Genomic DNA, 26565 nt, shown 5'->3' with positions numbered 1-26565 from the left:
CGATGCAATCGATTCCCCTGCCGACGAGCCGGCGCCGTGCCCTGGCCGGCAGCGCCGTCGGCTTCGGCTGGCTGGCCGCGCGGAACCTGCTGGCCGGCACCGTCGACCACGGCCTGCCGGTGCGCGCCCGGCGCGTGATCTTCATGTTCATGAAGGGGGGCCCGTCGCACGTCGACACCTTCGATCCCAAGCCGAAGCTCAGCGCCGACGATGGCAAGCCGTTTCCGGCGGCCAAGCCGCGCGTCCAGTTCGCCGCCACCGGCAATCTCCTGGCCAGTCCGTGGCGCTTCCGTCGGTATGGCGAGTGCGGCAGCCCGGTGAGCGACCTGTTTCCGCACGTCGCCCGGCACGTCGACCGGATCTGTTTCCTCCATGGCGTCCACGGGACCAATGCCGCCCACGGCGGCGCCGTCCTCAAGCTCCACACCGGCAGCGACACGTTCGTCCGTCCCGGCATGGGGGCTTGGGTGAGCTACGGCCTGGGGACGCTCAACACTGACCTCCCCGCGTTCGTCACGATCTGCCCGACGCTCGCCCACGGTGGCGCCAACAACTGGGGCAGCGCCTTCCTCCCCGCGCGCCACCAGGGGGTGCCGCTCGGCGTCGCCAGCCGGCCGGCGACCGAGGCACGGATGAAGTTCATCGCCAATCCGCGCTGGTCGGCGGACGTCCAGCGCGCCCAGCTCGACTTCATCCGCGGGCTCGGCGACCAGGCCGCCGCCGACCCGGTCCTCGAATCGCGCCTCGAGAGCTTCGAATTGGCGTTCCGCATGCAGCGGGCGATGCCCACCGTCGAGGATCTCTCCGGCGAGACGCGGGAGACCCTCGCGCTGTACGGCCTCGACGACCCGGTCACCGCCAACTTCGGCCGCCAGTGCCTGCTCGCCCGGCGGTTCGCCGAGGCGGGGGTGCGCTTCATCCAGGTGACCCACAGCGACGGCAAGGTGCAGTGGGACCAGCACGCCGACCTGCTCGCCGGCCACGGCGAGAAGGCGGCCGAGGTCGACAAGCCGATCGCCGGGCTGCTCGAGGACCTCGCCCGCCGCGGGCTGCTCGACGACACGCTGGTGGTCTGGTCGGGGGAGTTCGGGCGGACGCCGGTGGCCCAGGGCACCAACGGCCGCGACCACAATCCCGAGGGCTTCACGATCTGGATGGCCGGAGGGGGCGTGCGCGGCGGGTTCCGCTACGGTGCCACCGACGACTACGGCTACTACGCGGTCGACGGGCGGATGAGCATCCACGACGTCCACGCCACGATCCTCCACCTCCTCGGCGTCGACCACCTCCGCCTCACCTACCGCCACGGCGGCCGCGACTTCCGCCTCACCGACGTAGCCGGCGAGGTTCACGAGGCGGTGGTCGCCTGACGGCAACGGTCTTTGATTCCTTGCCAAACCACGTTCCCGGGGGGAAACTTTCGAGCTTCCCGGTCGGGGTCGGTCGCCCGTCCCGCAGGGCGATCCGCAAACGAAGTCTCCGGAGCTCGGGACTCCGCCGCGACATCGGCGGAGGTCGTCGATCTGCCAGGTCGCCGGCAGGCGCGGCCGACGGCGGGGTGCGGTTTCGACAGATCAGGGGTCCCGGGGCACGACCATGGCCGAACGGCGTCTGATTGTCCGTGGACGAAGCCGTCGCTGGCCGTCGTCGGCCACGGCGACGGCGTGTCTTCTCGGGCTCCCCGCGGCCCTCCTCGCGGCCACCGGCCTGGCGGCGGAAAAACCCGTTCACTTCGACCGCGACATCCGCCCGCTCCTCGCCGACACCTGCTACGCCTGCCACGGGCCGGCCAAGCAGGAGGCCGGGCTGCGGCTCGACGACGGGGCCGCGGCGACGACGGCCCTGGCCAGCGGCGTCGTCGCCGTCGTCCCCGGCCAGCCGGCGGCCAGCGCCCTGGTGGCGCGGATCCGGGCCACCGACGCCGACGTGGTGATGCCGCCGCCGCACACCAACAAATCGCTCACCCCCGCCCAGCAGGACCTCCTCGAGCGCTGGATCGCCGCCGGCGCCGCATTCGAACCGCATTGGTCGTTCCGGCCGCTGTCGCGCCCGCCGGTCCCTGCCGGGCCGGCCGGTGTGGCCAACCCGATCGACCGGTTCCTCGAAACGCGGCTGGCGGAGGAGGGGCTGCCGGTCAATCCGCCGGCCGACCGGCGCGTGCTCGCCCGGCGGCTGTCGTTCGCGCTGGTCGGGCTGCCCCCGACTCCGGCGGAAGTCGAAGCGTTCGTCGCCGATCCGGCCGCGGACGCCGTCGATCGCTTCGTCGAGCGGCTCCTCGCCAGCCCCCACCATGGCGAGGAGATGGCGCGCCACTGGCTCGACGCGGCGCGCTACGCCGACACCCACGGTCTCCACCTCGACAACGAGCGGCAGATGTGGGCCTACCGCGACTGGGTCGTCGAGGCCTTCAAACAGAACCTCCCCTTCGACACGTTCACGATCTGGCAGCTCGCCGGCGACCTCCTGCCCGGGGCGACGACGGCCCAGCAGACGGCCACCGGGTTCTCGCGCTCAAACGTCACCACCAGCGAAGGCGGCTCGATCAACGACGAGTTGCTGTTCCGCTACGCCGTCGACCGCACGGCGACGATGGTCCAGGCGTGGATGGGGCTGACGGGGCAGTGCGCCGTGTGCCACGACCACAAGTTCGATCCCCTCTCGCAGCGCGAGTTCTACTCGCTGTACGCGTTCTTCAATTCGGCCGCCGATCCCGGGTTCGACGGCAACATCCTCACCACCGCCCCGACGATCACGCTGCCCACCGCCGACGAACAGCGCGAGCTGGCCGATCTCGACGCCCGTTTGCCGGGTCTGCGCCAGGGGCTGGAGACGGCGCTCGACGCGGTGGCCTACGCCGATCCGGCGACCGCCGACCCGCGCCCCGAGCCGGTGCGCACCGAGACGGTCTGGCTCGACGACGACTTTCCTGCCGGAGCGGCTGTCCAGTCGGCCGGCGCCCCGCTGGCGTGGTTCGAGGGCAGTGAGCCGGGCGCCGTCCACTCCGGCCGGCGCTGCCTCGACCGGACCGCCACCGGCATCGGCCAGGACTTCTACCAGTCGGGCGCCGAGCCGCTCGTGATCCCGGTCGGTGCCGAGATCGTCGCCCATGTCTGGCTCGACCCGGCCGCTCCGCCGAAGTCGGTGATGCTCCAGTTCCACGCCGGCAGCTGGAACCACCGCGCGGTGTGGGGCGATCCGGCGGCGATCGACTGGGGGGAGGCGGGGAAGCCGTCGCGGTTCCATGCCGGGCCCCTGCCGGAGCCGGGGGGCTGGCGGAAACTCACGATCGCGCCGGAGCAGGTCGGGCTCGCCCCGGGGACGAAACTGGAAGGGTTCGCGCTGACGCAATTCGGCGGCCACGTGCGCTGGGATGCCCTCGGCATCGTCGCCGTCTCCGATCCGGCTCGCGACCCGGCCCGGTCGCTGGCGGCCTGGTGGCAGGAGCGCACCGGCAAGGACAAGCTCGACGACGTTCCCGGCGACCTCCGCGGCCTGGTCAAGCAGGGGATCGAGAAGACGACCGACGCGGCGGAGCAGGCGCGCGTGCGCCGGCATTGGCTGGCGCAGGTGTGGGGCGAGCGCACCGCGGCGCTCGCCGAGGCGGTGTCCCTCCTCCGCACGGCGACGGCGCGGCGTGAGGAGCTCGAGAAGGGGCTGGCGCGGACGTTCGTGTTCAACGACCTGCCGACGATGCGCGAGAGCTTCGTCATGCAGCGCGGGGCCTACGACAAGCCCGGCGCGAAGGTCCAGCGTGCGACGCCCGGCTTCCTCCCGCCGCTGCTGGTGGCCACCGGCGACGTCCCCAACCGCCTCGACCTCGCCCAGTGGATCATGGCGCCACGCCAGCCGCTCACGCCGCGCGTCGCCGCCAACCGGCTGTGGCAGCAGTTCTTCGGGACGGGGCTGGTAAAGACGAGCGAGGACTTCGGCCTCCAGGGCGAGGCGCCCAGCCACCCCGAACTGCTCGACTGGCTGGCGTGCGAGTACCGCGACGGCGGCTGGGACACGCGGCGGATGGTGCAGCTGATCGTGACCAGCCGGGCGTTTCTCCGCTCGGCCGTCGTCGAGCCGGCCCAGCTCGCGGCCGATCCGGAGAATCGGCTCCTCGCGCGCGGCCCGCGGATCCGCCTCGACGCCGAGCTGATCCGCGACAACGCGCTGGCGCTGTCGGGGCTGCTCGACCGCACGTTCGGCGGCCGCGGCGTGCGCCCTTACCAGCCCGACAACATCTGGGAGCCGGTCGGGTTCGCCGGCAGCAACACGGCGAAGTACGTGCGCGACTCCGGGCCCGCGCTCTACCGGCGCAGCCTGTACACGTTTCTCAAGCGGACGGCGCCGCCGCCGTTCATGGTCAATTTCGACGCGCCCAACCGCGAGCAATTCTGCGCCCGCCGCGAGCGGAGCAATACACCGCTGCAGGCGCTGCAGTTGCTCAACGACGTCCAGCATGTCGAGGCAGCCCGGGCGCTGGCGGCCCGCGCCTTGGCCGAGGGGGGAGCCGACGACTCCGCCCGGATCGGCTGGTTGTTCCGCACGGTCCTGGCCCGTGATCCCGAGTCGGACGAGGCGGCGGTCGTGGCGACCACGCTGGCGGCCCACCGGGCCCGCTACGCCACCGACGCGGAGGCGGCGCGGAAGCTGGTCAGCCATGGCGAATCGAAACCGCCGGAGGGAATGGCGGTCGAGGAGCTGGCCGCCTACACGCTCCTGGCCAACCTGCTGCTCAATCTCGACGAGACGCTGTCGCGGAACTGACGGCCCACGGAGACCCGCCACGATGACGATGCCGACCACCGTGCGCGAAGCACTCCGCACCGCCGCCGCGCGCCGGCTGTTCTTCCAGTCGTCGGGGATGGCCCTGGGTACGGCGGCACTGGCGCTGCTCGAGCGCCGCGCGACGGCCGCGTCGGCCGGCGTTACGGCACGCGTCCACCCGCCCCTGCCGGGTCTGCCCCACCACGCCCCGCGCGCCCGGGCCGTGATCTACATCCACACCAACGGCGGCCCCTCGCAGATCGACCTCTGGGACCACAAGCCGAAGCTCCAGGAATACTTCGACAAGGACCTGCCGCCGAGCGTGCGCGGCGAGCAGCGGTTGTCGACGATGACCAGCGGCCAGGCGCGATTTCCCGTCGCCCCGTCGAAGTTCGCCTTCACCCAGGCCGGGCAATGCGGCCGGTGGATCAACAGGGAGCTCCTCCCGTACACGGCGGGGATCGTCGACGACATCGCGCTGGTGAAGACGATCCACACCAACGCCATCAACCACGATCCCGCCTGCACGTTCGTGATGACCGGCAGCGAGATCCCCGGCAAGGCGAGCCTGGGGAGCTGGCTGGCGTACGGCCTTGGCAGCGAGAACGACGACCTGCCGGCGTTCGTGGTGTTCACACCACTGCCCGACATCAACCCCTCGCAGGCGCTGTTCACGCGGATGTGGTCGAGCGGGTTCCTGCCGACCCGCTACTCGGGGGTGGCGCTGCGCGGGTCGGGGGATCCGGTCCTCTACCTTCCCAATCCCGACGGCGTCACCGGCGCCGACCGCCGCACGATGCTCGACGGCCTCGGCCGGCTCAACGAGCGCGCCTTCGCCCGCTACCGTGACCCGGAGATCCGGACGCGGATCGCCCAGTACGAGATGGCCTTCCGGATGCAATCCAGCGTGCCGGAACTGACCGACCTGGCGGGGGAATCGGCGGCGACGCTGGCCCTCTACGGCGACGACGTCCGCAAGCCCGGGTCGTTCACCCACAGCCTCCTGCTCGCCCGGAGGCTGGTCGAGCGCGGCGTGCGCGCCGTGCAGATCCTCCACCGCGGCTGGGACCAGCACGGCAACCTGCCCGCCGACCTCAAGGCCCAGTGCCTCGACACCGACCAGGCGACCGCGGCCTTGGTCACCGACCTCAAGCAGCGCGGGATGCTCGACGAGACGCTCGTCGTCTGGGGGGGCGAGTTCGGCCGCACCGTCTACTCGCAGGGCACGCTCACGAAGGACACCTACGGCCGCGACCATCATCCGCGCAACTACTGCATGTGGCTGGCCGGCGGTGGCGCGCGGGGCGGGGTGTCGTTCGGCGAGACCGACGATTTCTCCTACAACGTCGTCGAGAACCCGGTCCACATCAACGACTTCAACGCCACGATCCTCCACCTCCTGGGCATCGACCACGAGCGGTTCACGTTCCGTTTCCAGGGGCTCGACCAGCGCCTCACGGGCGTCGAGCGGCAAGCTGTGGTCCGTGAGCTGCTCGCCTGACCGGTGGCGCCGACTTTTCCCCCGACCGAGAGGAACCCCGACCGATGACGAGCCCGACCTGGCAGCCCGACGGCGTCCGCGACCCGAATGAGCCGCCGCGCCGGCAGCCGGCGACCGCCCGTCGCGCCGGTCTCCGCGCCGCCCTGGCGGTCTGCGTAGCGCTCGCCGGCGCGGCTGCGCGCGGCGAGGAAAACGTCCTCGCGCCCGAGGAAGCCCGGGGGGGCTGGAAGCTGCTCTTCGACGGCCGTTCGACCGCCGGCTGGCGCAACTACCGCAAGGAGGCGATCTCGGCCGGCTGGCAGGTCAAAGACGGCGCGCTGGTCCGCGCCGCCGCGGGGGCCGGCGACATCGTGACCGCCGACACGTTCGGATTCTTCGAGCTGTCGCTCGACTACAAGATCGCCCCGGGGGGCAACAGCGGCATCATGTTCCGCGTCACAGAAGACCAGCCGGCGCCGTGGCACAGCGGCCCGGAGGTCCAGCTGCTCGACAACGCCGCCGGCAAGGACCCGCAGCGCGCCGGCTGGCTCTACCAGCTCTACCCCCCCGGCAAGGACCAGGCGACCGGCGCTCCCCTCGACGCGACGCGTCCGGCGGGCGAATGGAACACGATCCTCCTCCGCGTCGGCCCCGAGCAGGGGGAGGTGTACGTCAACGGCCTGCGCTATTCGCAATTCAAAATCGGCAGCGAGGACTGGCAGAAGAAGGTGGCGGCGAGCAAGTTCGCGAAGTTCCCCGGCTTCGGCACGGCCGAGCAGGGGCACATCTGCCTCCAGGACCATGGCGATGAGGTCGCCTACCGCAACGTCAAGATCCGCGCGTTGCCCCGCCCCGAGGCGGCCGCGGCGATCATCGACGGCGTCCTGCCGGTGGGCCACGAGCCGGCGTTCCCCGGCATCCGCTGGGCCGGCTACGAGCCGCTCACCGCCGACGGGCGCGCCAACTCGTTCCGGCCGATCGTCCTCACCCATGCCGGCGACGGCTCGGGGCGGATCTTCGTCGCCACCCAGCACGGCCAGATCCACGTCGTCCGTCCAGGGGCGACGGAGAGCACGTTGTTCGCCGACCTCTCCGACCGCGTCGTGTACCAGGATCGCCAGAACGAGGAGGGCTTCCTCGGCTTGGCGTTCCATCCGCGGTTCCGTGACAACGGCCAGTTCTTCGTCTACTACACCTCGGCGCGGAAGGAACCACACACCTCGGTGATCTCCCGGTTCCGCGTCTCCCCCGACGCCCCCGACCGGTTCGACGCCGCGTTCGAGGAGGAGGTGATGGTGATCCCGCAGCCGTTCTGGAACCACAACGGCGGCACGCTGTGCTTCGGTCCCGACGGCTGCCTGTACGTCGCCCTCGGCGACGGCGGCGCGGCCAACGATCCGCTCCACCACGGCCAGAACCCGGCGACGCTGCTCGGCAAGATCCTCCGCATCGACGTCGACCGGCACGACCCGGGGCTCGGCTACGCGATCCCCCCGGACAATCCCCTCGTCGGCGTCCCGGGGGCCCGGGGCGAGATCTGGGCGTGGGGGCTGCGCAATCCCTGGCGGATCGCCTTCGACCCGCCGACCGGCCGGCTGTGGTGCGCCGACGTCGGCCAGAACCTGTTCGAGGAGATCGACCTCATCGAGCGCGGCGGCAACTACGGCTGGAGCCTGCGCGAGGGGCGCCATGGGTTCGGTGCCCTGCCGACGCCGCCCGGCACGCGGCTGGTCGAGCCGGTCTACGAATACGACCACGGCGTCGGCCTGTCGATCACCGGCGGTCACGTCCACCGTGGCGCGTCGGTCCCGGCGCTGCTGGGAAAGTATCTCTACGCCGACTACGTCTCCGGGAAGCTGTTCGCCCTGTCGCTCGACGAGGCGACCGGCCGGGCGGCCGCCAACCATGCCATCGAGAGCCCGAAGATGCCGGTGATCTCGTTCGGTGCCGACGGCGCCGGGGAGAGCTATTTCCTCATCGTCAGCGGTGATGGCCAGGGGATCTACCGCCTCACGGCGAAGTGACACGGGCGACGGGGCGGCGGACCATGGGCGGAGCGGCGGCGGCGCGGCGCGGGTGGCTCGCGGGCCTCGGGCCGGTGGCGCTGGCGGCGTTGGCGGCGGCCGACGGGCGCGGCGACGACGGCCCGGCGATCGATCCGCTCCGTCCGCTGGCACCGCGCCGCCCGCACTTCACGCCGCGCGCCACGCGGGTGATCTTCCTGTTCATGGTCGGCGGGCCGTCACAGGTCGACACCTTCGACCACAAGCCCGCCTTGCAAGCGCTCGACGGCCAGCCGCTCCCCGGCTCGCTGCGCGCGGCGATCGCCGGCTCGCGGTTCGCCAACGTGCTCCACGGCTGCACCGACCGGCTGCTGGCCAGCCCCTACCGCTGGCAGCGCCATGGTGAGTCGGGCATGTGGGTCAGCGAGCTGTTCCCGGCCGTCGCCCGCCACGTCGACCGGTTGTGCTTCATCCATTCGCTGCAGGCCGATTCCAACAACCACGCCCCGGCCAGCTACCAGGCGCACACCGGCGACATCCGCGCCGGCAAGGCGAGCCTCGGTGCCTGGACGACGTACGGCCTCGGCTCGGAAAGCGCGGACCTCCCAGGCTACGTCGTCCTCTTCGACGCCGGTCCGCTCGGCGGGGCGGCCAACTACTCCCACGGCTTCCTCCCCGCCGCGTTCCAGCCGACGCGTCTCCGTGACACCGGCGCGCCGCTCCCCGACCTCGCCCCCCCGGAGGAATTCGCCGCCGGGCAGCGCGACACGCTCGACCTGATCCGCCGCCTCGGGATCCGCCACGCCCGGCAGCGCCCCGGCCTCACCGAGCTCGAAGCGCGCCTCGCCTCCTACGAGCTGGCCTACCGGATGCAGTCCAGCGCCCTCGAGCTCGGCGACGTCGAGGCCGAGACCCCCGCCACGCTCCGCGCCTACGGCCTCGACCACGCCGACGAACGGACGCGGGCCTTCGGGCGGAAGTGCCTCCTCGCCCGGCGCCTCGTCGAGCGCGGGGTGCGCTTCGTGCAGCTCTACGACATGCCCGACAAGGACGGCTGGGACGCCCACGCGCTTCTCGCCGACAACCACACGCCGCGCGCCCGCTGGACCGATCAGCCGATCGCCGCGCTGGTCTCCGACCTCGCCGCGCGCGGCCTGCTCGACGAGACGCTCGTCGTCTGGGCCAGTGAGTTTGGCCGTACGCCGCTGGTGCAGGGCAACGGCGGGCGCAACCACAACGCCGCCGGATTCACCGTCTGGCTCGCCGGCGGGGGGGTCCGGCCCGGCCAGCGGATCGGCGCCACCGACGAGCTCGGCTACATGGCGATCGAGCGGCCGACGCCGTTCGCCGACCTCCACGCCACGATCCTCGCGGCACTCGGCCTGTCGAACGACCGGCTGAGTTTCCGCGCCGCGGGCCGTGACGAGCGGCTTACCGGCGTGGCGGGCAGCGCCACGGTGATCCCCGGAGTCCTCGGATGACCCGGAGATACGCGCTCGGGCGTGACTGGCTCGTCGTCGTCGCCGCCGTGGCTGCCGCGGCCGGCGAGGCGGCACCGCCCACCGCGGCTCCCGGCGACGGCATGTGGTCGGTGGCGGCGCTCGAGCCCCCGGCCGTGCCGCAACCGTCGGCCCAGGCCGACTGGCCTCGCGACGACGTCGACCGGTTCGTCCTTGCCAACCTGCTCCGCGACGGGCTGGCCCCGCCGCCGGCCGCCGATCCGCGGGCCCTCGCCCGGCGGCTGTCGTTCGACCTCCACGGCCTACCCCCCGCACCCGAGGCCGTCGATCGCTTCGTCGCCGCCGTCGCCGCGGTCGGTCTCGACGCCGCCGTGGCGGCGTTGGTCGACGAACTGCTCGCCAGCGAGCGATTCGGCGAGCATCTCGCCCGGTCCTGGCTCGATGTCGTTCGCTACGCCGACAGCAACGGCTTCGACTGGGACGAGTTCCGCCCGCAGGCGTGGCGCTACCGCGATTACGTCGTCGGCGCGTTCAACGCCGACAAGCCGTTCGACCAGTTCATCCGCGAGCAGCTCGCCGGCGACGAGCTCGTCGCCGGGTCGCCGCGGACTCGCGCCGAGCAGGACGCCCTCGTGGCCACCGGCTACCTCCGGCTCGGGCCCCACGACAACGCCGCCGGGCTGTTCGACGAGCAGGACCGGAGCCGCGCCGAGCTCCTCGCCAACCTCACCGAGACCACCGCCACGGCGTTCCTCGGGCTCACCTTCTCCTGCTGCCGCTGCCACGACCACAAGCACGACCCGTTCCCACAGACCGACCACTACCGGCTCCGCGCCTTCTTCGCCCCGGTCCGCTTCGCCGACGATCTCGCGCTCGACCTCGCTCCGGAGCAGGAGGTGATCCGCGGCCACAACCGCGCCGTCGCCGAAGACCTGGCACGTTTCGAGGCGGAGCTGGCGCTGACCCGAGAGTCCGACACGCCGGCCCGCGCGGCTCTCGCGGCGCGGATCGACGCCCTCCGCGCCGACACGCGGGCGTTCACCCACGGCCTGGTGATGACCGATGGAACCGCCGTGCCGCGGACGCACGTCCTCGTCCAGGGTGACCATCGCCACCCGGGCGATACGGTCGAGCCGGGGATCCCGGCGCTGTTCGACCCGCATCCGACGGCGATCCCTGCCCCTCCCAATCCCCTCTCCAGCGGCCGGCGCCTGGCGCTGGCGGAGTGGATCGTCTCGCCGGCCAACCCGCTCACGGCGCGGGTGATCGTCAATCGAATCTGGCTCTGGGTCCACGGTCGCGCGCTGGTGGCGACCCCGGACGACTTCGGCACGGCCGGTGCGGCGCCGCTCGACCGCGCCCTTCTCGACCACATCGCCTGCCGGTTCGTGGCCGACGGCTGGAGCGTGAAGCGCCTCGTGCGGCAGCTCGTCACCGGTGCCACCTATCGCCAGGCGGCCCGCGGCGACGTCGACCACGTCGGCCTGCGGCGGCCGCGCCGGCTGTCAGCCGAGCAGGTCCGCGACGCCCTGCTCGCCGTCAGCGGGCTGCTCGACGACCGGCGCGGCGGCCCGCCGGTGTGGCCACCGCTGCCCCCCGAGGTGCTTGCCTCGAACCCGGCGTTCCTCGACGACAACGCCGAGAAGACCAAGGGGTGGTATCCCTCGCCCCCGGAGGCCCTCGGCTGCCGGAGCCTGTATCTCGTCCAGAAGCGCAACACCCCGGTGCCGCTGCTGGCGACCCTCGACCTTCCCGACAACGCCGTCCCCTGCGGCCGCCGCACCGTCTCGACGACCGCGACGCAGGCCCTCACGCTGCTCAACGGCGGATTGGCGGCCGACGCGGCCCGGGCCCTCGCGGCCCGGGTCGCGCACGAGGCGGGGGCCGATCCCGACTCGCGACTCGATCGCCTGTTCGCCCTCGCCCTCCAGCGGCCCCCGGCCGACGAGGAGCGCGCGGCGTGCCGGGATCTGCTCGCGCGCGGCGCGCTGGTCGAGGTCTGCCGGGCGCTGCTCAACAGCGCCGAGTTCATGTACGTCGATTGACGGTCATTGCCCGAGCGGGTGGTCGTGGCGGCAGCCCGGGTCGCGGGCGGTGGGCGCGCCGACCTGCTCGACCGGATGGGTGAGCAGGTATTCCCACACCGGTTCGTAGAGAAACGAGCCGTCGGCCTTCCGCGGCGACCCCTTCCCCGGCTGCACCGCGGAGTGGGCGCGCTTCTCGTCGCCGCCGACGTCGGCAGCCGAGACCAGCCGGCGTGAATGACCGAAGGGCGGACGCGCGTCGTCGACCGTGACGATCGGTCCGAAGCGCTCCAGGCCGAGCAACTCCCAACTCCGGCAGTAGTGGTCGCCGCTCCATCCGCCGTCGAGGACGTGCGAGAACCCGAAGAACCGTTCCTTGGCGGTCGCCGAGGGCCCGGCCTGCCAGTCCTGGTCCTGGTCACGCGGCCCGCAGAGCATGACGACGCGATCGACCGGGACATCCATCGCGAACCGGGCCGCCGTCGTCGCCCCATGCGACGAGCCGGCGACGACCACCTTGTCCCAGCGGACGGCCGTGCCGTCGGCGGTGAGGAACTGCTCCCAGCCGGCGGCGGGCTGCTCGCGCGCCAGCCACGCGAGGAACATCCGCACGCGCTCCATCATCCCGTCGGCCTCGGGAATCGCCACCTGGGTGCTGACGTCGCGCCCCGTCGCCGCCTCGAGGCGGACCAGGCCACGGGCGAGCCGGTCGGTCGGCTTCACGGTCGCGAACCACTTGTTGGCGTAGTGCGGCTGGAGGGCGTGGAGCCCAAGCGCGTTGGCACGCTCGAACAACCCGGCGTTGTGGTCCATCAGCCAGACGAGCAGCCGCCCGCGCGCCGGGACGGCCGTGTCGACGCTGGCATGTTCGAGATCGGCCGGCTTGCCGTCCTTCTCGAAGACGAAATCGATCTCCGGGTGGGGCCGGGCGCGGGGATCGAGGGCGCTGGCCCGGGCGGTGAGCACCCGCCGGGTCGGCTCGGCCGCCACGGCAGGAGCGCCGGTGCCGGCGGCAACGGCGACCAAGACAGCCGCCGTGACAGCGGGAGTCGCGGCGATGACAGCGGCGGCAGCCGCGACGAGCAGCGACCTGAAAAATACGGGAATCGACAGTTGCATGATGGCCTCCCCAAGACCCCCGGCATCCTCGACGACAACCGTGCCGGCGTCGAGACCGCCGACCCGATCGAGGAAAACCGGCCCAACGATCCTGTCGCGTTTCGACCACACGCCGGGAGCCTGCGGCTCCCTTTCTATTTCACAGGACCCGCGAAGCCCCTCCGCCGTCGCCCTCGCATCGGCCCGTCGCAACCTCGTGCGGGTCGATGCGAGGGCAAAGGCGCGAGGGGCGTCCCCCTCTGTCGAGCCCGAGTTGAGGCTTCCGTGCCCCGGCGCACCAACGGGAACACGAACGACACCATCCGCGTGACGTGATCGGTTGCCGGCGTGGATGGTCCCCCGGCCGATGCCCCGAGAGCAGCCAACATCGGGAAGGGTGCCGCCCCTTCGTCGCTGCCCCCGCGCGGGGCGCGGCGGTATGCTGCCGCCGCCGGGGGATCGCCCCTCGGTGCCCCCTGGAGACCGGCCATGCACGGCTTCGCATCCGCACCGCGCCGCTCGTTTCTCACCGCCACGGCGAGGACCGCGGCGGTCGCCACGGTGACGACGGCCGTCGGCCGGGTCAACGCCGCCGAACCTGCCCCCGTGCGCGTCGTCGTCATCGGCTGTGGTGGCCGCGGGGCCGGCAACCTCCAGGAGGTCGCCACCGCCGGGGGGACGATCGTCGCCCTCTGCGACGTCAACCGCGGCGCCCTCGCCCGGGCCGCGGCGGCCCACCCCGCCGCGCGCACGTTCCGCGACTTCCGCGAGCTGTACCGCGACCTCGACCCGGCGGGCTACGACGCCGTCGTCGTCAGCACACCGGAACACACCCACGCCTTCGCGACGCTGCCGGCCCTCGAGCGCCGCAAGCACGTCTATTGCGAGAAGCCGCTGACCCACTCGATCCGCGAGGCGCGGAGCATCGCACGGGCGGCGGAGAAGGCGGGGGTCGCCACGCAGATGGGGACGCAGATCCACGCCGGCAGCAACTACCGCCGCGTCGTCGAACTGATCCGCGCCGGGGCGATCGGTCCGGTCCGCGAGTGCCACGTCTGGACCGGCCGGGCCTGGGGCTGGCAGTCGGCCGATGACGCCAAGCGCCTCGGCGACATCGTCTCCACGCAAGCGCGCCCCGACGACACCGCCCCGGTTCCCGACGACCTCGACTGGGAGCTGTGGCTCGGCCCGGCCCCCTACAGGCCGTTCAACGACCTCTACTTCCCCGGTCCCAAGTGGTACCGGTGGTGGGACTGGGGGAGCGGCACGATGTCGGACCTCGGCAGCCACATGAACGACCTGCCGTTCTGGGCGCTCGACCTCGACGCGCCGACCGTGGTCGAGGCCGACGGACCGCCCCCCCATCCCGACCTGGCACCGGCGTCGATGGTGGCGCGCTACCGCTTCCCGGCGCGCGGCGACCGGCCGGCGGTGAGCCTCGCCTGGTACCAGGGGGAGCGGAAGCCGCTCGCCTGGCACGCCCAGGAAATCCCGCGCTGGGGCAGCGGGATCCTCTTCGTCGGCGACTCCGGCATGCTCCTGGCCGACTACGAACGCCACCTCCTCCTTCCCGAGGAGCGGTTCCGCGACTACAAGCGCCCCCCGGAATCGATCCCCCCGTCGCGCGGCCAGCACGCCGAGTGGCTCCACGCCTGCCGCACCGGCGCGCCGACGACCTGCAACTTCGCCTATGCCGCGAAGCTCACCGAGGCCAACCACCTCGGCAACGTCGCCTACCGCGCCGGCCGGACGATCGAGTGGGACGCCGCGGCGCTGCGGATCCCCAACGCCCCGGAGGCCGAGGCCTACCTCGGGCGCGAGTACCGCGCCGGCTGGGCGCTCGAATGAGCGCCGGCGGAACCATGGTTCAGACGCGCTTCAGCCGCGTGAATTCGTCCATCGTGACGGTCGTCAGTTCGCCGCTGTCGCGGGCGACGATGAGGACGTCGGAGTAGACCTTGTCGTCGGTGTTGCGGCGGAAATGGAGCCCATGGCGGCGCCGTTCGCGGCGCAGCACCCGGCCGACGGTGGTCGTCGTCCAGCGGGCACTCGAACCCACCCTCACGCCGTGGACGACCTCGATCCGCTCGCCGGGTTGGAGGGCGTCGAACAGGTCGCGCGACTGCTTCTCGTCGGGTGTCATCGGATCCTCCCGCACCGCGGTGGTCGGGGCGCCGCGGCGCCCGCGGCTCAGACTTCCTTCGAGTCGATCCACTTCATCATCCGCCGCAGCCGGCGGCCGGTCTCGCCGATCGGGTGCTCCCGCTCGCGCCGGCGGGTCGCCTTGAACATCGCCGCCCCGCCGCGGTTCTCGAGGATCCAGTCGCGGGCGAACTGCCCCGAGCGGATCTCCTCGAGGATCTTCTTCATCTCCCGGCGGGTCTCCTCGGTGATGATCCGCTTGCCGCGCGTGTAGTCGCCGTACTCGGCGGTGTTGGAGACGCTGTAGCGCATGTACTCCAGCCCCCCCTGGTAGAACAGGTCGACGATCAGCTTCATCTCGTGGAGGCACTCGAAGTAGGCCATTTCCGGCTGGTAGCCCGCCTCGACGAGCGTGTCGTACCCCGCCTTGATCAGCTCGGAAACACCGCCGCAGAGCACCGCTTGCTCGCCGAACAGGTCGGTCTCCGTCTCCTCGGCGATCGTCGTCTCGATGACGCCGCCGCGCGTGCCGCCGATTCCCTTGGCGTAGGCGAGGCCGATCTTCTTGGTCTCGGGGGAGGCGCCGGGCCCGAGCGCGATCAGGCACGGCACCCCGCCCCCCTTGACGTACTCGCTGCGCACGAGGTGCCCGGGCCCCTTGGGGGCGACGAGGAGGATGCCGTGCCCGGGTGGCGGCTCCACCTGGCCGAAGTGGAAATTGAACCCGTGGCTGGCCATCAGCACGGCGCCCGGCTTGAGGTGCGGACGGATGCTCGTGCGGTAGACGTCGGCCTGGAGCTCGTCGGGCAGGAGGATGTTGACGACATCGGCGCGCTTGACCGCCTCCTCGACCGACAGCGGCTGAAAACCGTGGCTCACCGCGAGGGCGTGGTTCGGGCCGCCGGGCCGCTGGGCGACGACGACGTCGAGGCCGCTGTCGCGGAGGTTCTGCGCCTGGGCGTGCCCCTGCGAGCCGTAGCCGATGATCGCGATCGTCTTCCCGGCGAGGACACCGAGATCGGCGTCGGAGTCGTAGTACATCGTGGCGGCCAAGGCTTACCTCTCGTGGCGGGTCACAGTGGGGATCGGTCGGGGGCGGTGGTGGGTCCGCCGCCGCCGAGCGACGGTCAACGGGGCGGACGGGAAGGCGACGGTACGGGCGACGGGGCTCAGGCGAGCGACTCGGCTCCCGCCGCGGCATCGGCCGGCCGGGCGCCGTCGCTGGCATGGGTCCATTCGCGGGTCGGCGGGCTGCCGCGGACGAGGGCGATTCTCCCCGAACGGACCATCTCGAGGATCCCCAGGGGACGCATCAAGTCGATGAACCCCTCGATCTTGGCCTCGGTCCCCGAGATCTCGACGATCACGCTGTCGGGGGCGACGTCGACGATCTTGCCGCGGAACACCTCGGCCAGCTCCTTGACCTCGGTGCGGCGCGACCCGGCCGTCGCGGCCACCTTGATCAGCATCAGATCGCGCTCGACGTAATTCCGGGCGCTGATGTCGTCGACGCGGACGACCGTGACGATCTTCTCGAGCTGGCGGCGGACCTGGTCGAGCACCCGGTCGTCGCCGCGGAGGACGAACGTCATCCGGGAGAAGCCGGGGTCCTCGGTCTCGCCGACCGCGAGGCTGTCGATGTTGTAGCCCCGCGACGCGAGCATCCCGGAGATGTGCGCGAGAACACCGGGAACGTTCTGGACGGTGGCCGAGAGGACGTGGCGCATCGGGGCTGTCTGTCGAGCGGGCGGGAATCCCGGAGTGTATTTCGTCCGCGGCCAGGGTTTCAAGCCACTGACCCCCCAGCATGGGCCGGTCACCCTGTTTTCCCCCGCGAAACCCCCGATTCCGTTGACACCCCATGGCCGGCAGAACTAACCTGAAAGACTTTTCGGGAATCCTCCACCCATCAGTTCCCCAGCAATCGAAAGTCCCCACGTGTCGAACGTCGTCCTGGCACAGGAATTGATCGAAGCGGGAGTCCACTTCGGCCATCGCGCGAGCCGGTGGAACCCGAAGATGAAGCCCTACATCCACAGCCGCAAGAACCTGATCCACATCATCGACGTCCGCGAGACCGTGCGCGGCCTGCTCCGGGCCCGCAAATACCTCAAGCAGGTCTCCGGAACCGGCAGCCTCGTCCTCTTCGTGGGCACCAAGCGGCAGGGGGCCGAGGCGGTCGCCCGCGAGGCCGCCCGGTGCGGCATGCCCTACGTCTCCGACCGTTGGCTCGGCGGCACGCTGACCAACTTCCGCACGATCCGCAACCGGCTGGCGCGGCTCGAGGAACTGGAGAAGCTGATGCCGTCGGAGGAGTTCGGCGCCTACTCCAAGAAGATGCAGTCGTCGCTGCGGCGCGAGTTCCGCAAGATGGAGCGCAATCTCGGCGGCATCCGCACGCTCGCCCGGCTCCCGGAATGCCTGGTGGTGTTCGACCCCAAGAAGGAGAAGAACGCCGTCAACGAGGCCCGCAAGATGGGCATCACGACGGTGGCGCTGATCGACACCGACTGCGATCCGGATCTCGTCGATCTCCCGATCCCCGGCAACGACGACTCGATCCGCTCGATCGAGCTGGTGGCGGCACGGCTCGCCGACGCGATCCTCGAAGGGAAGTCGGCGGCGGGGACGACGGCTCAGGCGGCAGCCGAGGGAGCCGATCTCTCCGATGGCGCCGCGAAGACGCCGCCGCGTGCCCGGGGCAACGTTTCGAAGCGGGCCGTCCCACGGCCGGCGAAGCCCTCCTGAGGGAGCCGTCCGGGGCCGCGGTCGGCCCCCCTTTCCCGGTCGCCGTGGTGGCGGGCGGGGAGGCGGTTTCCTTCCCGGTTGGCACGCGATTCCGCCAGCCGCATGACCGGACCGGCGATCAACCCCGGGCCGGCTGCCCCGCCGGACGCGTCCCACCGGCACGCCAAAACCATCCATTCGTCACACTGCCACACGTTACACCCACGACCGGAGGAGCCTCACATGGCGGAGATCACTGCGGCGGCGGTCATGGCCCTGCGCGACAAGACGGGGCTGCCGATGATGGAGTGCAAGAAGGCGCTCCAGGAATGCGGCGGCGAGGAGGCGCGGGCGGTGGAGTGGCTGCGCAAACAGGGGCAGAAGACCCAGGCCCTCCGTGCCGACCGCGAGACCTCGACCGGCCGGCTGGCCGTCCACGCCGACCCGGCGCGCGGCGTCGGGGCGATGATCGAGCTGAAGTGCGAAAGCGCTCCGGTGGCGGGCAGCCCCGACTTCAAGGCCCTCGCCGAGGACATCGCGACGACGCTGGCGCTGGGACCGGGCGCGAAGACGCCGGCCGAGCTGCTCGCGCAGAAGAGCCACGCGCATCCCGATCGCACGCTCGGTGAGCTCAAGGACGACCTCTTCAACCGGATGCGCGAGGTCTTCGACCTGTCGCGGATCTGCCGGATCGATGCGCCGTGCGGCGGCTACGCCCACCACGACGGCTCCAAGGCAGCGCTGGTCGTCGTGTCCGGCAAGACGACCGACCCCGGCGCCGCGACCGTCGCCAAGGACGTGTCGATGCACGTCGTGGCGATGGGCCCGCAGAGCATCACCAAGGAGGAGCTCGACCCGGAGGTCGTCGCCAAGGAGCGCGAGGTCCTCTCGGCGGCGGCCCGGGCCGAAGGGAAGCCCGAGAACATCATCGCCAAGATGATCGAGGGGCGGCTGCGCAACTTCTACAGCCAGTGCGTGCTCCTCGAGCAGCCGTTCGTGAAGGACGACAAGCAGTCGGTCGGCCAGCTCGTGAAGGGGGCCGGCCTGGAGGTGAAGCGGATCGAGAACTGGCGCCTCGGAGGCTGACGCCATGGCTGGGTCCGCCGTGCCCCCCGCGCACCGTCGCGTCCTCCTCAAGCTGTCGGGTGAGAGCTTCGTCCGCCCCGGCGAGCGCGGGATCGCAATGGAGGAGGTCCTCCAGGTGGCGACGCAGACGTTCCGGGCGGCGAACCGCGGCGTGCAGCTGGCGGTGGTGATCGGCGGCGGCAACATCCTCCGCGGCGCGAGCTTCTCTGGCGGGCAGACCGCGATCCAGGAGGCGACGGCCCACTACATGGGGATGCTCGCCACCGTGATCAACGGCCTGGCACTGCAGGACGCGCTGGAGAGCCTCGGCGCGCAGACACGCCTCATGACCGCGATCCGGATGGACGGTGTCGCCGAGCCATACATCCGTCGCCGTGCGCGGCGCCACCTCGAGAAGGGGCGGATCGTGATCCTCGCCGCCGGCACGGGAAGCCCGTTCGTGACCACCGACACCGCTGCCGCGCAGCGGGCGCTGGAGCTCGAGGCCGACATCCTCCTCAAGGCGACCCGGGTCGACGGCGTCTACTCCGACGACCCGGAGAAGAACCCGCACGCCCTCCTGTACCGCGACCTCACCTACCAGCAGGTCCGCGAGCAGAACCTCCGGGTGATGGACTCGACGGCGATCTCGCAGTGCATGGAGCATGCGATGCCGATCCTCGTCTTCAATTACCGCCGTGAGGGCAACATCGAGCGTGCCGTCGCCGGCGAGCGGGTGGGGACGCTGGTCAGCGGCCGGCGCGACTGATCGACCACACACCCCGCATTTGTTTCCCATTTCCCCCACAAGTCCTGGCCAGATGGGTGTTTGGGGGGCCTGGGGGGATCGCGGAGACTTGCTCCCCTGCCGCCGCCTTGACTGCCTGCGGGGGCGGGGGGAAACTCCAACTTCTTCATGATCACTGCCGGCTGTCCCCCAAAGGCCATCCGGTCCCACCCCAAAAGCATCCGCCGCCCGCCGAGGAGCTCCGGGACGCTGCGATGACCGGGCGGTTCCCGCACTTTTTCAGCGGAACCGTCGGTTTTGTCAGCCGTTCCAGACAGGTGCCGATGAGCACCGGCCTCTGGCTCCCCCCTTGGAGACCGCCGACATGGTCATCCGTCGCCTGCCGACCGCTTTGTCACGGCCCGCCGTCCAGTCCACTCTCCCGAGGGGATCGCGTCGCGGTGGCTTCACCCTTGTCGAATTGCTCGTGGTGATCGCGATCATCGGCACGCTCGTCGGTCTTCTGCTCCCGGCGGTGCAGGCGGCTCGCGAGGCGGCCCGGCGGATGTCGTGCACCAACAACCTCAAGCAGATCGGGCTGGCCGTCACGCTCCACCACGACGCGCGGAAGTCGTTTCCCTCGGGGCGCAACACCCGCGACAACACCGGCGTGTCGTGGGCGTTCCGCATCCTTCCCTACATGGAGGAGTCGAACGTCGCCAACGCCTACCGGTCGCAGTTCCGCTGCGACGCGCCGGAGAACGCCGCCGCGATGCGGACCGCCGTCGGCACGTTCTACTGCCCGAGCCGGCGGCCTCCGCTCGCCGACCGCAACTTCGACAACGACAACTCACCGCCGCTGGTGACCGGCTGCGCCGCCGGCAGCGACTACGCCGCCAACGCCGGCACCTACTTCAACTACTCACCCAATTCCTCCGGCGGCATCGACGCCCGGCAGGCCGGTCCGATCCACACCTTTTCCAAGGTCACCGCGGCACAGGTCACCGACGGCCTCAGCCAGACGTTCGCGATCGGCGACAAGCACATCCCGCCGAGCGACCCGTCGTGGCGCTCCGACATGGTCCAGTACTGGCAGGGCGATCTGGCGATCTTCGCCGCCGACAATCCCAACACGCAGTTCCGTGACACCGCCCGCGGACTCGCCTCCTCGTCGCGCGACACCAACGCGCGCAAGTTCGGCAGCCTCCACCCCGGCGTCACCAACTTCGTGTTCCTCGACGGTCACGTCGACGCGATCGCCAACGAGATCGATCTCGACGTGCTCCGTTGGTACAGCACGATCGGCGACGGCAACGATCCGACCGCGCCGGCCGACAGCCCCGACGGCGGCACCTGACGATCGGCTGCCGGTCCGCCCGCGCCCCACCACGCCATGAACGATTCCGCCGAGAGCGCCGCCGGCCATTCCGCGCCCCCTCCGTCGGCACGCGAGCGGCTCGCAGCCGCCCGGGAGGCCGCCGGCATGAAGCCAAGCCGGGCCGTGGCCGCATCCGCGCCCGGTGCCGCCCCGCGGCGGAAGCGGGCCGGCTGGCTCCTGCTCCTCGTCCTGGGGCTCGCGCTGCTGGCGGCGGCCGGCTGGTGGTGGGCGACACGCGACAGCGGGCTGGTTGATGACACTCGCGATCTCCAGCAGCGCGTCCTCGCCGGCGAGGTCCGCGGCCGGGACATGAAGCGCGCCGTCGACTCGATCATCCGCAACGTCGATCAGATGAGCCGCGACGAGCTCAAGCAGGCCCGCGAATCGCTCGACAGCGATTGGCGAACCGCCTACGACAAGGGGCTCGCCGCCTACTTCGACGCCCCGGAGGACAGCCGCCCCGCGCTCCTCGACGAGGCGATCGACCGCACGCTCGCCTTCCGCCAGCTGCGGTTCGGGCTCAACCCGCAGGCATCGGGCCCCTACGCCGGCCGGATCCGCCGCGGCGACAGCCGCCGGCGCGGCCGCGACAAACCGGACCAGAAGGCGGAGGAAGACGAATCGGCCGCTGCCCGAAGGGCCCTGGCGGAGAAGTATTCCGCGGCGGTCCGCGACCGCGCCAAGGAACGGAAGATCGACCTGCCGGAGTGGCAGTGACGACGGCGCCGCCGCCCGGAACAGGGCATCCTTCGGGGCCGTGGGCGCGCGTGTTGCACGCCGCCCGTTTGCCGCGGCAGGATGAAGCCCCTGTCAACCGTCTCTCCGGGGGAGTTCCGTGAGCCATTCCGCCCGTGATCACCACCATTACGCCTGGTGGCTGATCATGTGCCTGTGCGGCGTCGACTACTTCAGCACCCTCGGGTATCAGCCCTCGATCGCTTTCGAGGGGGCCGGAACGCTGGCCCCGATCGCCACGCTGATCCTCGTGCTCGTCACCCTCTTCGGGGCGCTGCCGGTCTACCGGCACGTCGCCGGCGAGGTCCCCGACGGGGTCGGCAGCGTCGGCATGATCGAGCGGATGTTCTCCGGCTGGGGTGCGAAGCTCGCCGTGCTTGTCCTCGTCGGCTTCGCCGCCACCGACTTCGTCATCACCCAGACACTGTCGGCGGCCGACGCCGCGGCGCACGTCATCAGCAACGCCGCCTTCGCCGGGGCGGCGCCGCCGGCCCTGCAGAACCAGCTGGCGATCACGGTGGCGTTGCTCGTCGCCCTCGGGGCGATGTTCCTCCGTGGCTTCAGCGAGGTGGTCGGGTTGGCGGTCGTGCTCGTGGCCGCCTACCTGTCGCTGACCGGGATCATCGTCGGGGCGGGCCTGTTCCACCTCGTCACGCATCCGACGCTGGTGCAGCACTGGCTCGGCGATCTCGCCGCCGGCAACTTCCACATCGAGCACGCGCCCCTGTCGGGCGGCGGGCCGTGGGTCGCCCTGGGGATCGCGTTCCTCGTGTTCCCCAAGCTCGCCCTGGGGATGAGCGGGTTCGAGACGGGCGTGCTGCAGATCCACATGGTCAAGGGCACCGACGCCGACCCCGCCGACAGCGCCGCCCGGGTGGCCAACACGCAGCGGCTGCTGCTCTCCGCGGCCCTGATCATGTCGTGCTTCCTCCTCGGTTCGTCGCTGGTCACCGGCACCGACACGCTGATCCCCGCCGACGAGCTGCGCCTCGAGCCGGTCAAGGGCAAGGCGATGGACCGGGCGCTGGCCTACCTCGCCCATGGCGAGAGCCCGCATGCCATCTGCCCGCTGTTCGGCCGGGTGTTCGGCACGGTCTACGACATCTCCACGATCCTCATCCTCTGGTTCGCCGGCGCCTCGGCCATGGCCGGTTTGCTCAACATGGTGCCGCGCTACCTGCCGCGCTACGGCATGGCGCCGGAGTGGGCCGCCGCCTACCGGCCGCTGGTAATCGCGTTCACGGTCATCAATCTCCTCGTCACGCTCGCCTTCCGCGCCGACGTCTCAGCGCAGGGGGGCGCCTATGCGACCGGCGTGCTGGTGCTGATGACCAGCGCCTGCCTGGCGTCGCTGGCCCACGAGATCCACCGCGAGCCGGCCGATGCCGCCGCGGCCCGGGCGCGGCGCCGGTCGATCGCCGCCTTCACGGCGATCGCGCTGGTGTTCATCTACACGACGATCGCCAACATTTACGAGCGCCCCGACGGGATCATCATCGCCTCGATTTTCATCGGCTCGGTGCTCGCGCTGTCGATCCTGTCGCGGATCTGGCGGAGCCAGGAGCTGCGGCTCAAGGAGTTCCGCTTCGCCGACGACGCCGACCGGATGCTGTGGACCGACATCTGCGCCGAGGGGGCGTTTCGCGTACTCGTGCCACACCGCCCCGGCCACCGCAGCCTCGACGAGAAGGAGGCGGAGATCCGCCGCCGCCACCGCATCCCCGCCGACGTGCCGCTGGTGTTCCTCGAGGTGCACTACGGCGACACGAGCGAATTCCACAACGCCCCGATCATCTCCGCCAAGCAGGAGGGGGAGCGGTTCGTGATCGTTGCCCGGGACGTCGCCAGCGTGTCGCACACTGTCGTCCAGATCGCGATCGAGATGAGCAAGTCGGGCGCACCGCTCGACATCGTCTTCGGGTGGAGCCAGGGGAGCAGCCTCAAGCTCGCGCTCGAGTTCCTCCTCTTCGGACAGGGCGACATCCCCAACGTCGTCTTCGACCTGTTGGAGAAGGCCGTTCCCGACGCGGCCCGCCGGCCGACCGTCTTGGTGGGATGACAGGTCACGCACGGGCCGGCTGGTGCCCACGCAGTGCCCATTTCCCGATCTCGATCACCGTCACCGGCACCAGCGCCAAGCCGAGCACGGCTGCCCAGGCTTGCCCGAGGTCGCCGGCGACGTCGAACCACGGGCGCGCCACCGGCAGAGTGACCACCACCGCCTAGAGCAGCCCCGAGATCACGATCGCCGCGACCAGCGCCGGATTGCGGAAGAAGCCGATCCCGGGCGCCGTCGAGCGGTCGCTTCGGCACGCCACCGCGAAAAACAGTTGCGCGAATGCCGCGACGCAGAACGTCGTCGTCCGCGCGCGCTCGACCACCGCCGGGTCGTCGCTGCCCCGCCATGAAAGCCAAAACGCCGCCACGATCACCGCCGCCACCAGCGCGCCATGGGCGAGGATCACGAGCCCCCGGGAGCGCGTGATCACCGCCTCCTGCGGCAGCCGCGGCGGCCGATGCATGAGGTCCGGCTCGGGAGGCTCCAGCCCGAGGGCCAGGGCGGGGAGACCATCGGTCACGAGGTTCAGCCAGAGGATCTGGATCGCCGCCAGCGGTGCCGGCCAGCCGGCCAGCGCCGCCACGAGCATCACCATCACCTCGCCGGCGTTGCAGGCGAGGAGGTAGTGGATGAATTTCCGGATGTTGTCGTAGATCCCGCGCCCTTCCTCGACGGCACCGACGATCGACGCGAAGTCGTCGTCGGTGAGCACCATGTCGGCCGCCTCGCGGGTGACGAACGTCCCGCTCTTCCCCATCGCGATGCCGATGTCGGCCTCGCGGATCGCCGGCGCGTCGTTGACGCCGTCGCCGGTCATCGCCACGACCTCGCCGCGCCGCTGCCAGGCGCGGACGATCCGCAGCTTGTCCTCGGCGGTCACGCGGGCGTAGACGGCGATCTCCCCGACGGCGGCGGCGAGCGCGTCGTCGGTCAGCCGTGCGACCTCCACCCCGGTGACCGCGTGCGAGTCGCCGTCGGCGAGCCCGAGCTCGCGGCCGATCGCCAGGGCCGTCGCGGGGTGGTCGCCGGTGATCATCACCGGACGGATCCCGGCGGAGCGGCAGGTCGCGACCGCCGCCCGCGCTTCGTCGCGCGGCGGGTCGATCATCCCCACCACCCCGAGGTGAACCAGGTCACGTTCGATCGCCTCCTCCGCGCCGTCCGCGCCGCGTTCGCGAAACTCCCCGTGTGGCGCGTAGCCGCTGCCGGTCACGGCATAGCGGGCCGTGGCCGTCTCGATCGCCCGGACGGTCATCTCGTCGCGCGTCAGCGTGCCGGTCTTGTCGGTGCAGATCACCGTCACGCTTCCGCTCCGCGAGGGGCGTCGCCGCCGGAACGACCCCGGCCTCCTTGTCGACAGGCGCGCTCTCGCCGGTCAGGGCCGCCTCCTGGACGCGCAGCGCGAACGCGCCGACGATCCGGGCATCGGCGGCGACGGCATCGCCGGCGGCGAGGGCGAGCAGGTCGCCGGGCACGATCTCCCGCGCCGGCACGACGACCGGCACACCGTCGCGCACGACCGTGGCGACGGGCGCCGCCATCCGCTGCAGCGCCGTCTGCGCCCGCTCCTCCTGGAAAAACCCGATCAGCGCGTTGACCAGCACGATCGCGACGATCACCGCCGCGTCGGCATAGTCGCCCGTCGCCGCGGCGATCACCGCCGCCACCAGCAGGATCCACACCACCACTTCCCGAAACTGGCGGACGAGCTTCCACCAGCGCGGCTCGGGGGGCTGTTCGCGGAGGCGGTTCTCGCCGTGCCGGGCGAGGCGCGCGGCCGCCTCGGCCGCGGTCAGCCCCCGCTCACGATCGCTGGCCAACCGGGCGACGATCTCGTCGACGCCGAGGGCGTGCCACGGCGCGGTGGGTTGGTCCGGCATGGTCGGGGGTCCGGGAGGAAATCGACCCGGGCCAGCTCCCGGGAGGTCACCCACGCAGTTGCCGCATGGCGGGAATCCTACGCTGCTCCGGAAGCCGACACTGCGTCGGACAACGCGCTCGCCGGACAATGGACAGGCACATCGCCGGGGTGCTGACAGGAGCGTGCCGGATACGGGACAGGCACCTGGCAGGCCCTCGGAGCCAGTTCCCGTTTTCTCCCCGGTCAGGGAATCATGATCCCGCGGGTGAAGACCATCGCGGCGCCGCCGGCGGCGATCGCCCTGCGCGCCTGACTGTCGGCCCGGTAACCGAAGAACAGGGCACGGATCTCGGCTCCCGGAGTGGACGCCCGGGCCGCGTCGACGACCTTGAGAAACCGGCGGACCTCGCTGGCACTCACCGCCGCCTTGACCTCGCAGAGGACGATCACCGGCCGGGCGGCAAGCGTGCCGCGGATCACGACGTCGAACTCTTTCGGTTCGCCCGCGACGACGAGCTCTTCGGGCCCCGCCGAGGCGATCACCATCCCCTGGTGATGCTCGAGCAACTCGGGCACGAGATCGCAGGCGAAGTCCTCGAGGCTGCCACCGAGGGCTCCGGCCAAGCCGCCGACCTGCTTGGCGAGGTCCTTGACGGCCCACGTCGTCTGCTTCTGGGCTTCCGCCAACTCCTTCTGGGCTTCCGCCAACTCCTCGACCCGGGCTTCCGTGCGCTGCTGTGCCTCGGCCAAGTCCCTGACGACGGCCGTGAGCTCGTTGAACTCGGCGCGGTGGATCAATTCGTCGTGCGATTCGACGAACACCGTGGCCATGAGCGTGGCCTGCGGCTCGGGGAACTGCTCGAGGAGTTTGGTGCGGATCGACGAGATCGTGGCCATGGGTCGCGGGATCCGGGGGTGCCCAGAAGGAGTGTACAGGCGTTCCTGCCGAGGGGCAACGCCGGCGACGAACCGAGTCTCCGCTCCGGCTCAATTGGCGGGAAGTCGTCTGCTGTCGTCGCCCACGAAGATTCCGGATGGGCCCGGCCGCTGA

Annotated in this window: 18 protein-coding genes and 1 pseudogene; 13 read left to right on the top strand and 6 right to left on the bottom strand. The window is 71.3% G+C overall.

What is annotated here, in order from left to right:
- The first annotated feature begins 2 nt into the window (after positions 1 to 2).
- The 6 genes from FJ309_07180 (at position 3) to FJ309_07155 (ending at position 11743) form a co-directional block, all read left to right on the top strand.
- Entirely contained in the window at positions 3 to 1370 is a 1368-nt protein-coding gene (locus FJ309_07180) for a DUF1501 domain-containing protein (protein MBM3954380.1), read from the top strand.
- A gap of 226 nt (positions 1371 to 1596) precedes the next feature.
- Entirely contained in the window at positions 1597 to 4755 is a 3159-nt protein-coding gene (locus FJ309_07175; GenBank protein MBM3954379.1) for a DUF1553 domain-containing protein, read from the top strand.
- Between the two features lie 97 nt (positions 4756 to 4852).
- On the top strand, positions 4853 to 6256 hold the full coding sequence (locus tag FJ309_07170; protein ID MBM3954378.1) for a DUF1501 domain-containing protein: 1404 nt from the start codon (positions 4853 to 4855) through the stop codon (positions 6254 to 6256).
- Positions 6257 to 6300: 44 nt separating this feature from the next.
- The gene (locus tag FJ309_07165) at positions 6301 to 8259 is read left to right on the top strand and encodes a DUF1080 domain-containing protein (protein ID MBM3954377.1); all 1959 of its coding nucleotides are present in this window, start codon (positions 6301 to 6303) and stop codon (positions 8257 to 8259) included.
- A gap of 23 nt (positions 8260 to 8282) precedes the next feature.
- On the top strand, positions 8283 to 9719 hold the full coding sequence (locus FJ309_07160; GenBank protein ID MBM3954376.1) for a DUF1501 domain-containing protein: 1437 nt from the start codon (positions 8283 to 8285) through the stop codon (positions 9717 to 9719).
- Positions 9716 to 11743, top strand: coding sequence for a DUF1549 domain-containing protein (locus tag FJ309_07155; protein ID MBM3954375.1), 2028 nt, complete (start codon positions 9716 to 9718; stop codon positions 11741 to 11743). Before FJ309_07160 ends, FJ309_07155 begins: the two co-directional genes overlap by 4 nt.
- Before the next feature lie 3 nt (positions 11744 to 11746).
- Here FJ309_07155 and FJ309_07150 read toward each other — a convergent pair whose 3' ends face one another.
- Positions 11747 to 12841 (bottom strand): hypothetical protein, encoded by a 1095-nt coding sequence (locus tag FJ309_07150; GenBank protein ID MBM3954374.1) that lies wholly within the window; start codon positions 12839 to 12841, stop codon positions 11747 to 11749.
- A 468-nt stretch (positions 12842 to 13309) separates the two neighbouring features.
- Between FJ309_07150 and FJ309_07145 the strand changes: the two genes are divergently transcribed.
- Positions 13310 to 14668 carry a Gfo/Idh/MocA family oxidoreductase gene (locus tag FJ309_07145; GenBank protein MBM3954373.1) on the top strand — a complete coding sequence of 453 codons (1359 nt, stop codon included), beginning with the start codon at positions 13310 to 13312 and terminating at the stop codon, positions 14666 to 14668.
- A gap of 19 nt (positions 14669 to 14687) precedes the next feature.
- Here the strand turns inward: FJ309_07145 and FJ309_07140 are convergent, their stop codons facing one another.
- From FJ309_07140 to ilvN, 3 genes are all read right to left on the bottom strand, one after another.
- A complete protein-coding gene (locus tag FJ309_07140) occupies positions 14688 to 14963 on the bottom strand; it encodes a hypothetical protein (GenBank protein ID MBM3954372.1) in 276 nt (91 codons plus the stop codon).
- Positions 14964 to 15010: 47 nt separating this feature from the next.
- Entirely contained in the window at positions 15011 to 16015 is a 1005-nt protein-coding gene (gene ilvC / locus FJ309_07135; protein MBM3954371.1) for a ketol-acid reductoisomerase, read from the bottom strand.
- Between the two features lie 116 nt (positions 16016 to 16131).
- Positions 16132 to 16689 carry an acetolactate synthase small subunit gene (ilvN, locus tag FJ309_07130; protein MBM3954370.1) on the bottom strand — a complete coding sequence of 186 codons (558 nt, stop codon included), beginning with the start codon at positions 16687 to 16689 and terminating at the stop codon, positions 16132 to 16134.
- A gap of 211 nt (positions 16690 to 16900) precedes the next feature.
- Between ilvN and rpsB the strand changes: the two genes are divergently transcribed.
- The 6 genes from rpsB (at position 16901) to FJ309_07100 (ending at position 23653) form a co-directional block, all read left to right on the top strand.
- Positions 16901 to 17710 (top strand): 30S ribosomal protein S2, encoded by an 810-nt coding sequence (gene rpsB, locus FJ309_07125; protein MBM3954369.1) that lies wholly within the window; start codon positions 16901 to 16903, stop codon positions 17708 to 17710.
- Positions 17711 to 17932: 222 nt separating this feature from the next.
- Positions 17933 to 18775, top strand: a complete 843-nt coding sequence (gene tsf / locus FJ309_07120) for a translation elongation factor Ts (protein ID MBM3954368.1) — start codon at positions 17933 to 17935, stop codon at positions 18773 to 18775.
- Between the two features lie 4 nt (positions 18776 to 18779).
- On the top strand, positions 18780 to 19523 hold the full coding sequence (locus FJ309_07115) for a UMP kinase (GenBank protein ID MBM3954367.1): 744 nt from the start codon (positions 18780 to 18782) through the stop codon (positions 19521 to 19523).
- Between the two features lie 343 nt (positions 19524 to 19866).
- Positions 19867 to 20838: a DUF1559 domain-containing protein gene (locus FJ309_07110; GenBank protein MBM3954366.1), complete on the top strand. Its 972-nt coding sequence runs from the start codon at positions 19867 to 19869 to the stop codon at positions 20836 to 20838.
- 36 nt (positions 20839 to 20874) lie between these two features.
- Positions 20875 to 21576, top strand: coding sequence for a hypothetical protein (locus tag FJ309_07105; GenBank protein ID MBM3954365.1), 702 nt, complete (start codon positions 20875 to 20877; stop codon positions 21574 to 21576).
- Between the two features lie 166 nt (positions 21577 to 21742).
- On the top strand, positions 21743 to 23653 hold the full coding sequence (locus tag FJ309_07100; GenBank protein ID MBM3954364.1) for an amino acid transporter: 1911 nt from the start codon (positions 21743 to 21745) through the stop codon (positions 23651 to 23653).
- A 163-nt stretch (positions 23654 to 23816) separates the two neighbouring features.
- On the opposite strand, the pseudogene FJ309_07095 reads toward FJ309_07100, so the two are convergent.
- Together FJ309_07095 and FJ309_07090 are read right to left on the bottom strand one after the other, a co-directional pair.
- Positions 23817 to 25533: pseudogene (locus FJ309_07095) on the bottom strand (cation-translocating P-type ATPase).
- A gap of 224 nt (positions 25534 to 25757) precedes the next feature.
- On the bottom strand, positions 25758 to 26411 hold the full coding sequence (locus FJ309_07090) for a hypothetical protein (protein MBM3954363.1): 654 nt from the start codon (positions 26409 to 26411) through the stop codon (positions 25758 to 25760).
- Positions 26412 to 26565: the final 154 nt, after the last annotated feature.

This window comes from Planctomycetota bacterium (assembly GCA_016872555.1).
Taxonomy (GTDB): domain Bacteria; phylum Planctomycetota; class Planctomycetia; order Pirellulales; family UBA1268; genus F1-20-MAGs016.
The sequence above is the reverse complement of the archived record's forward strand: the minus strand, read 5'-3'. Positions and strand labels throughout refer to the sequence as shown.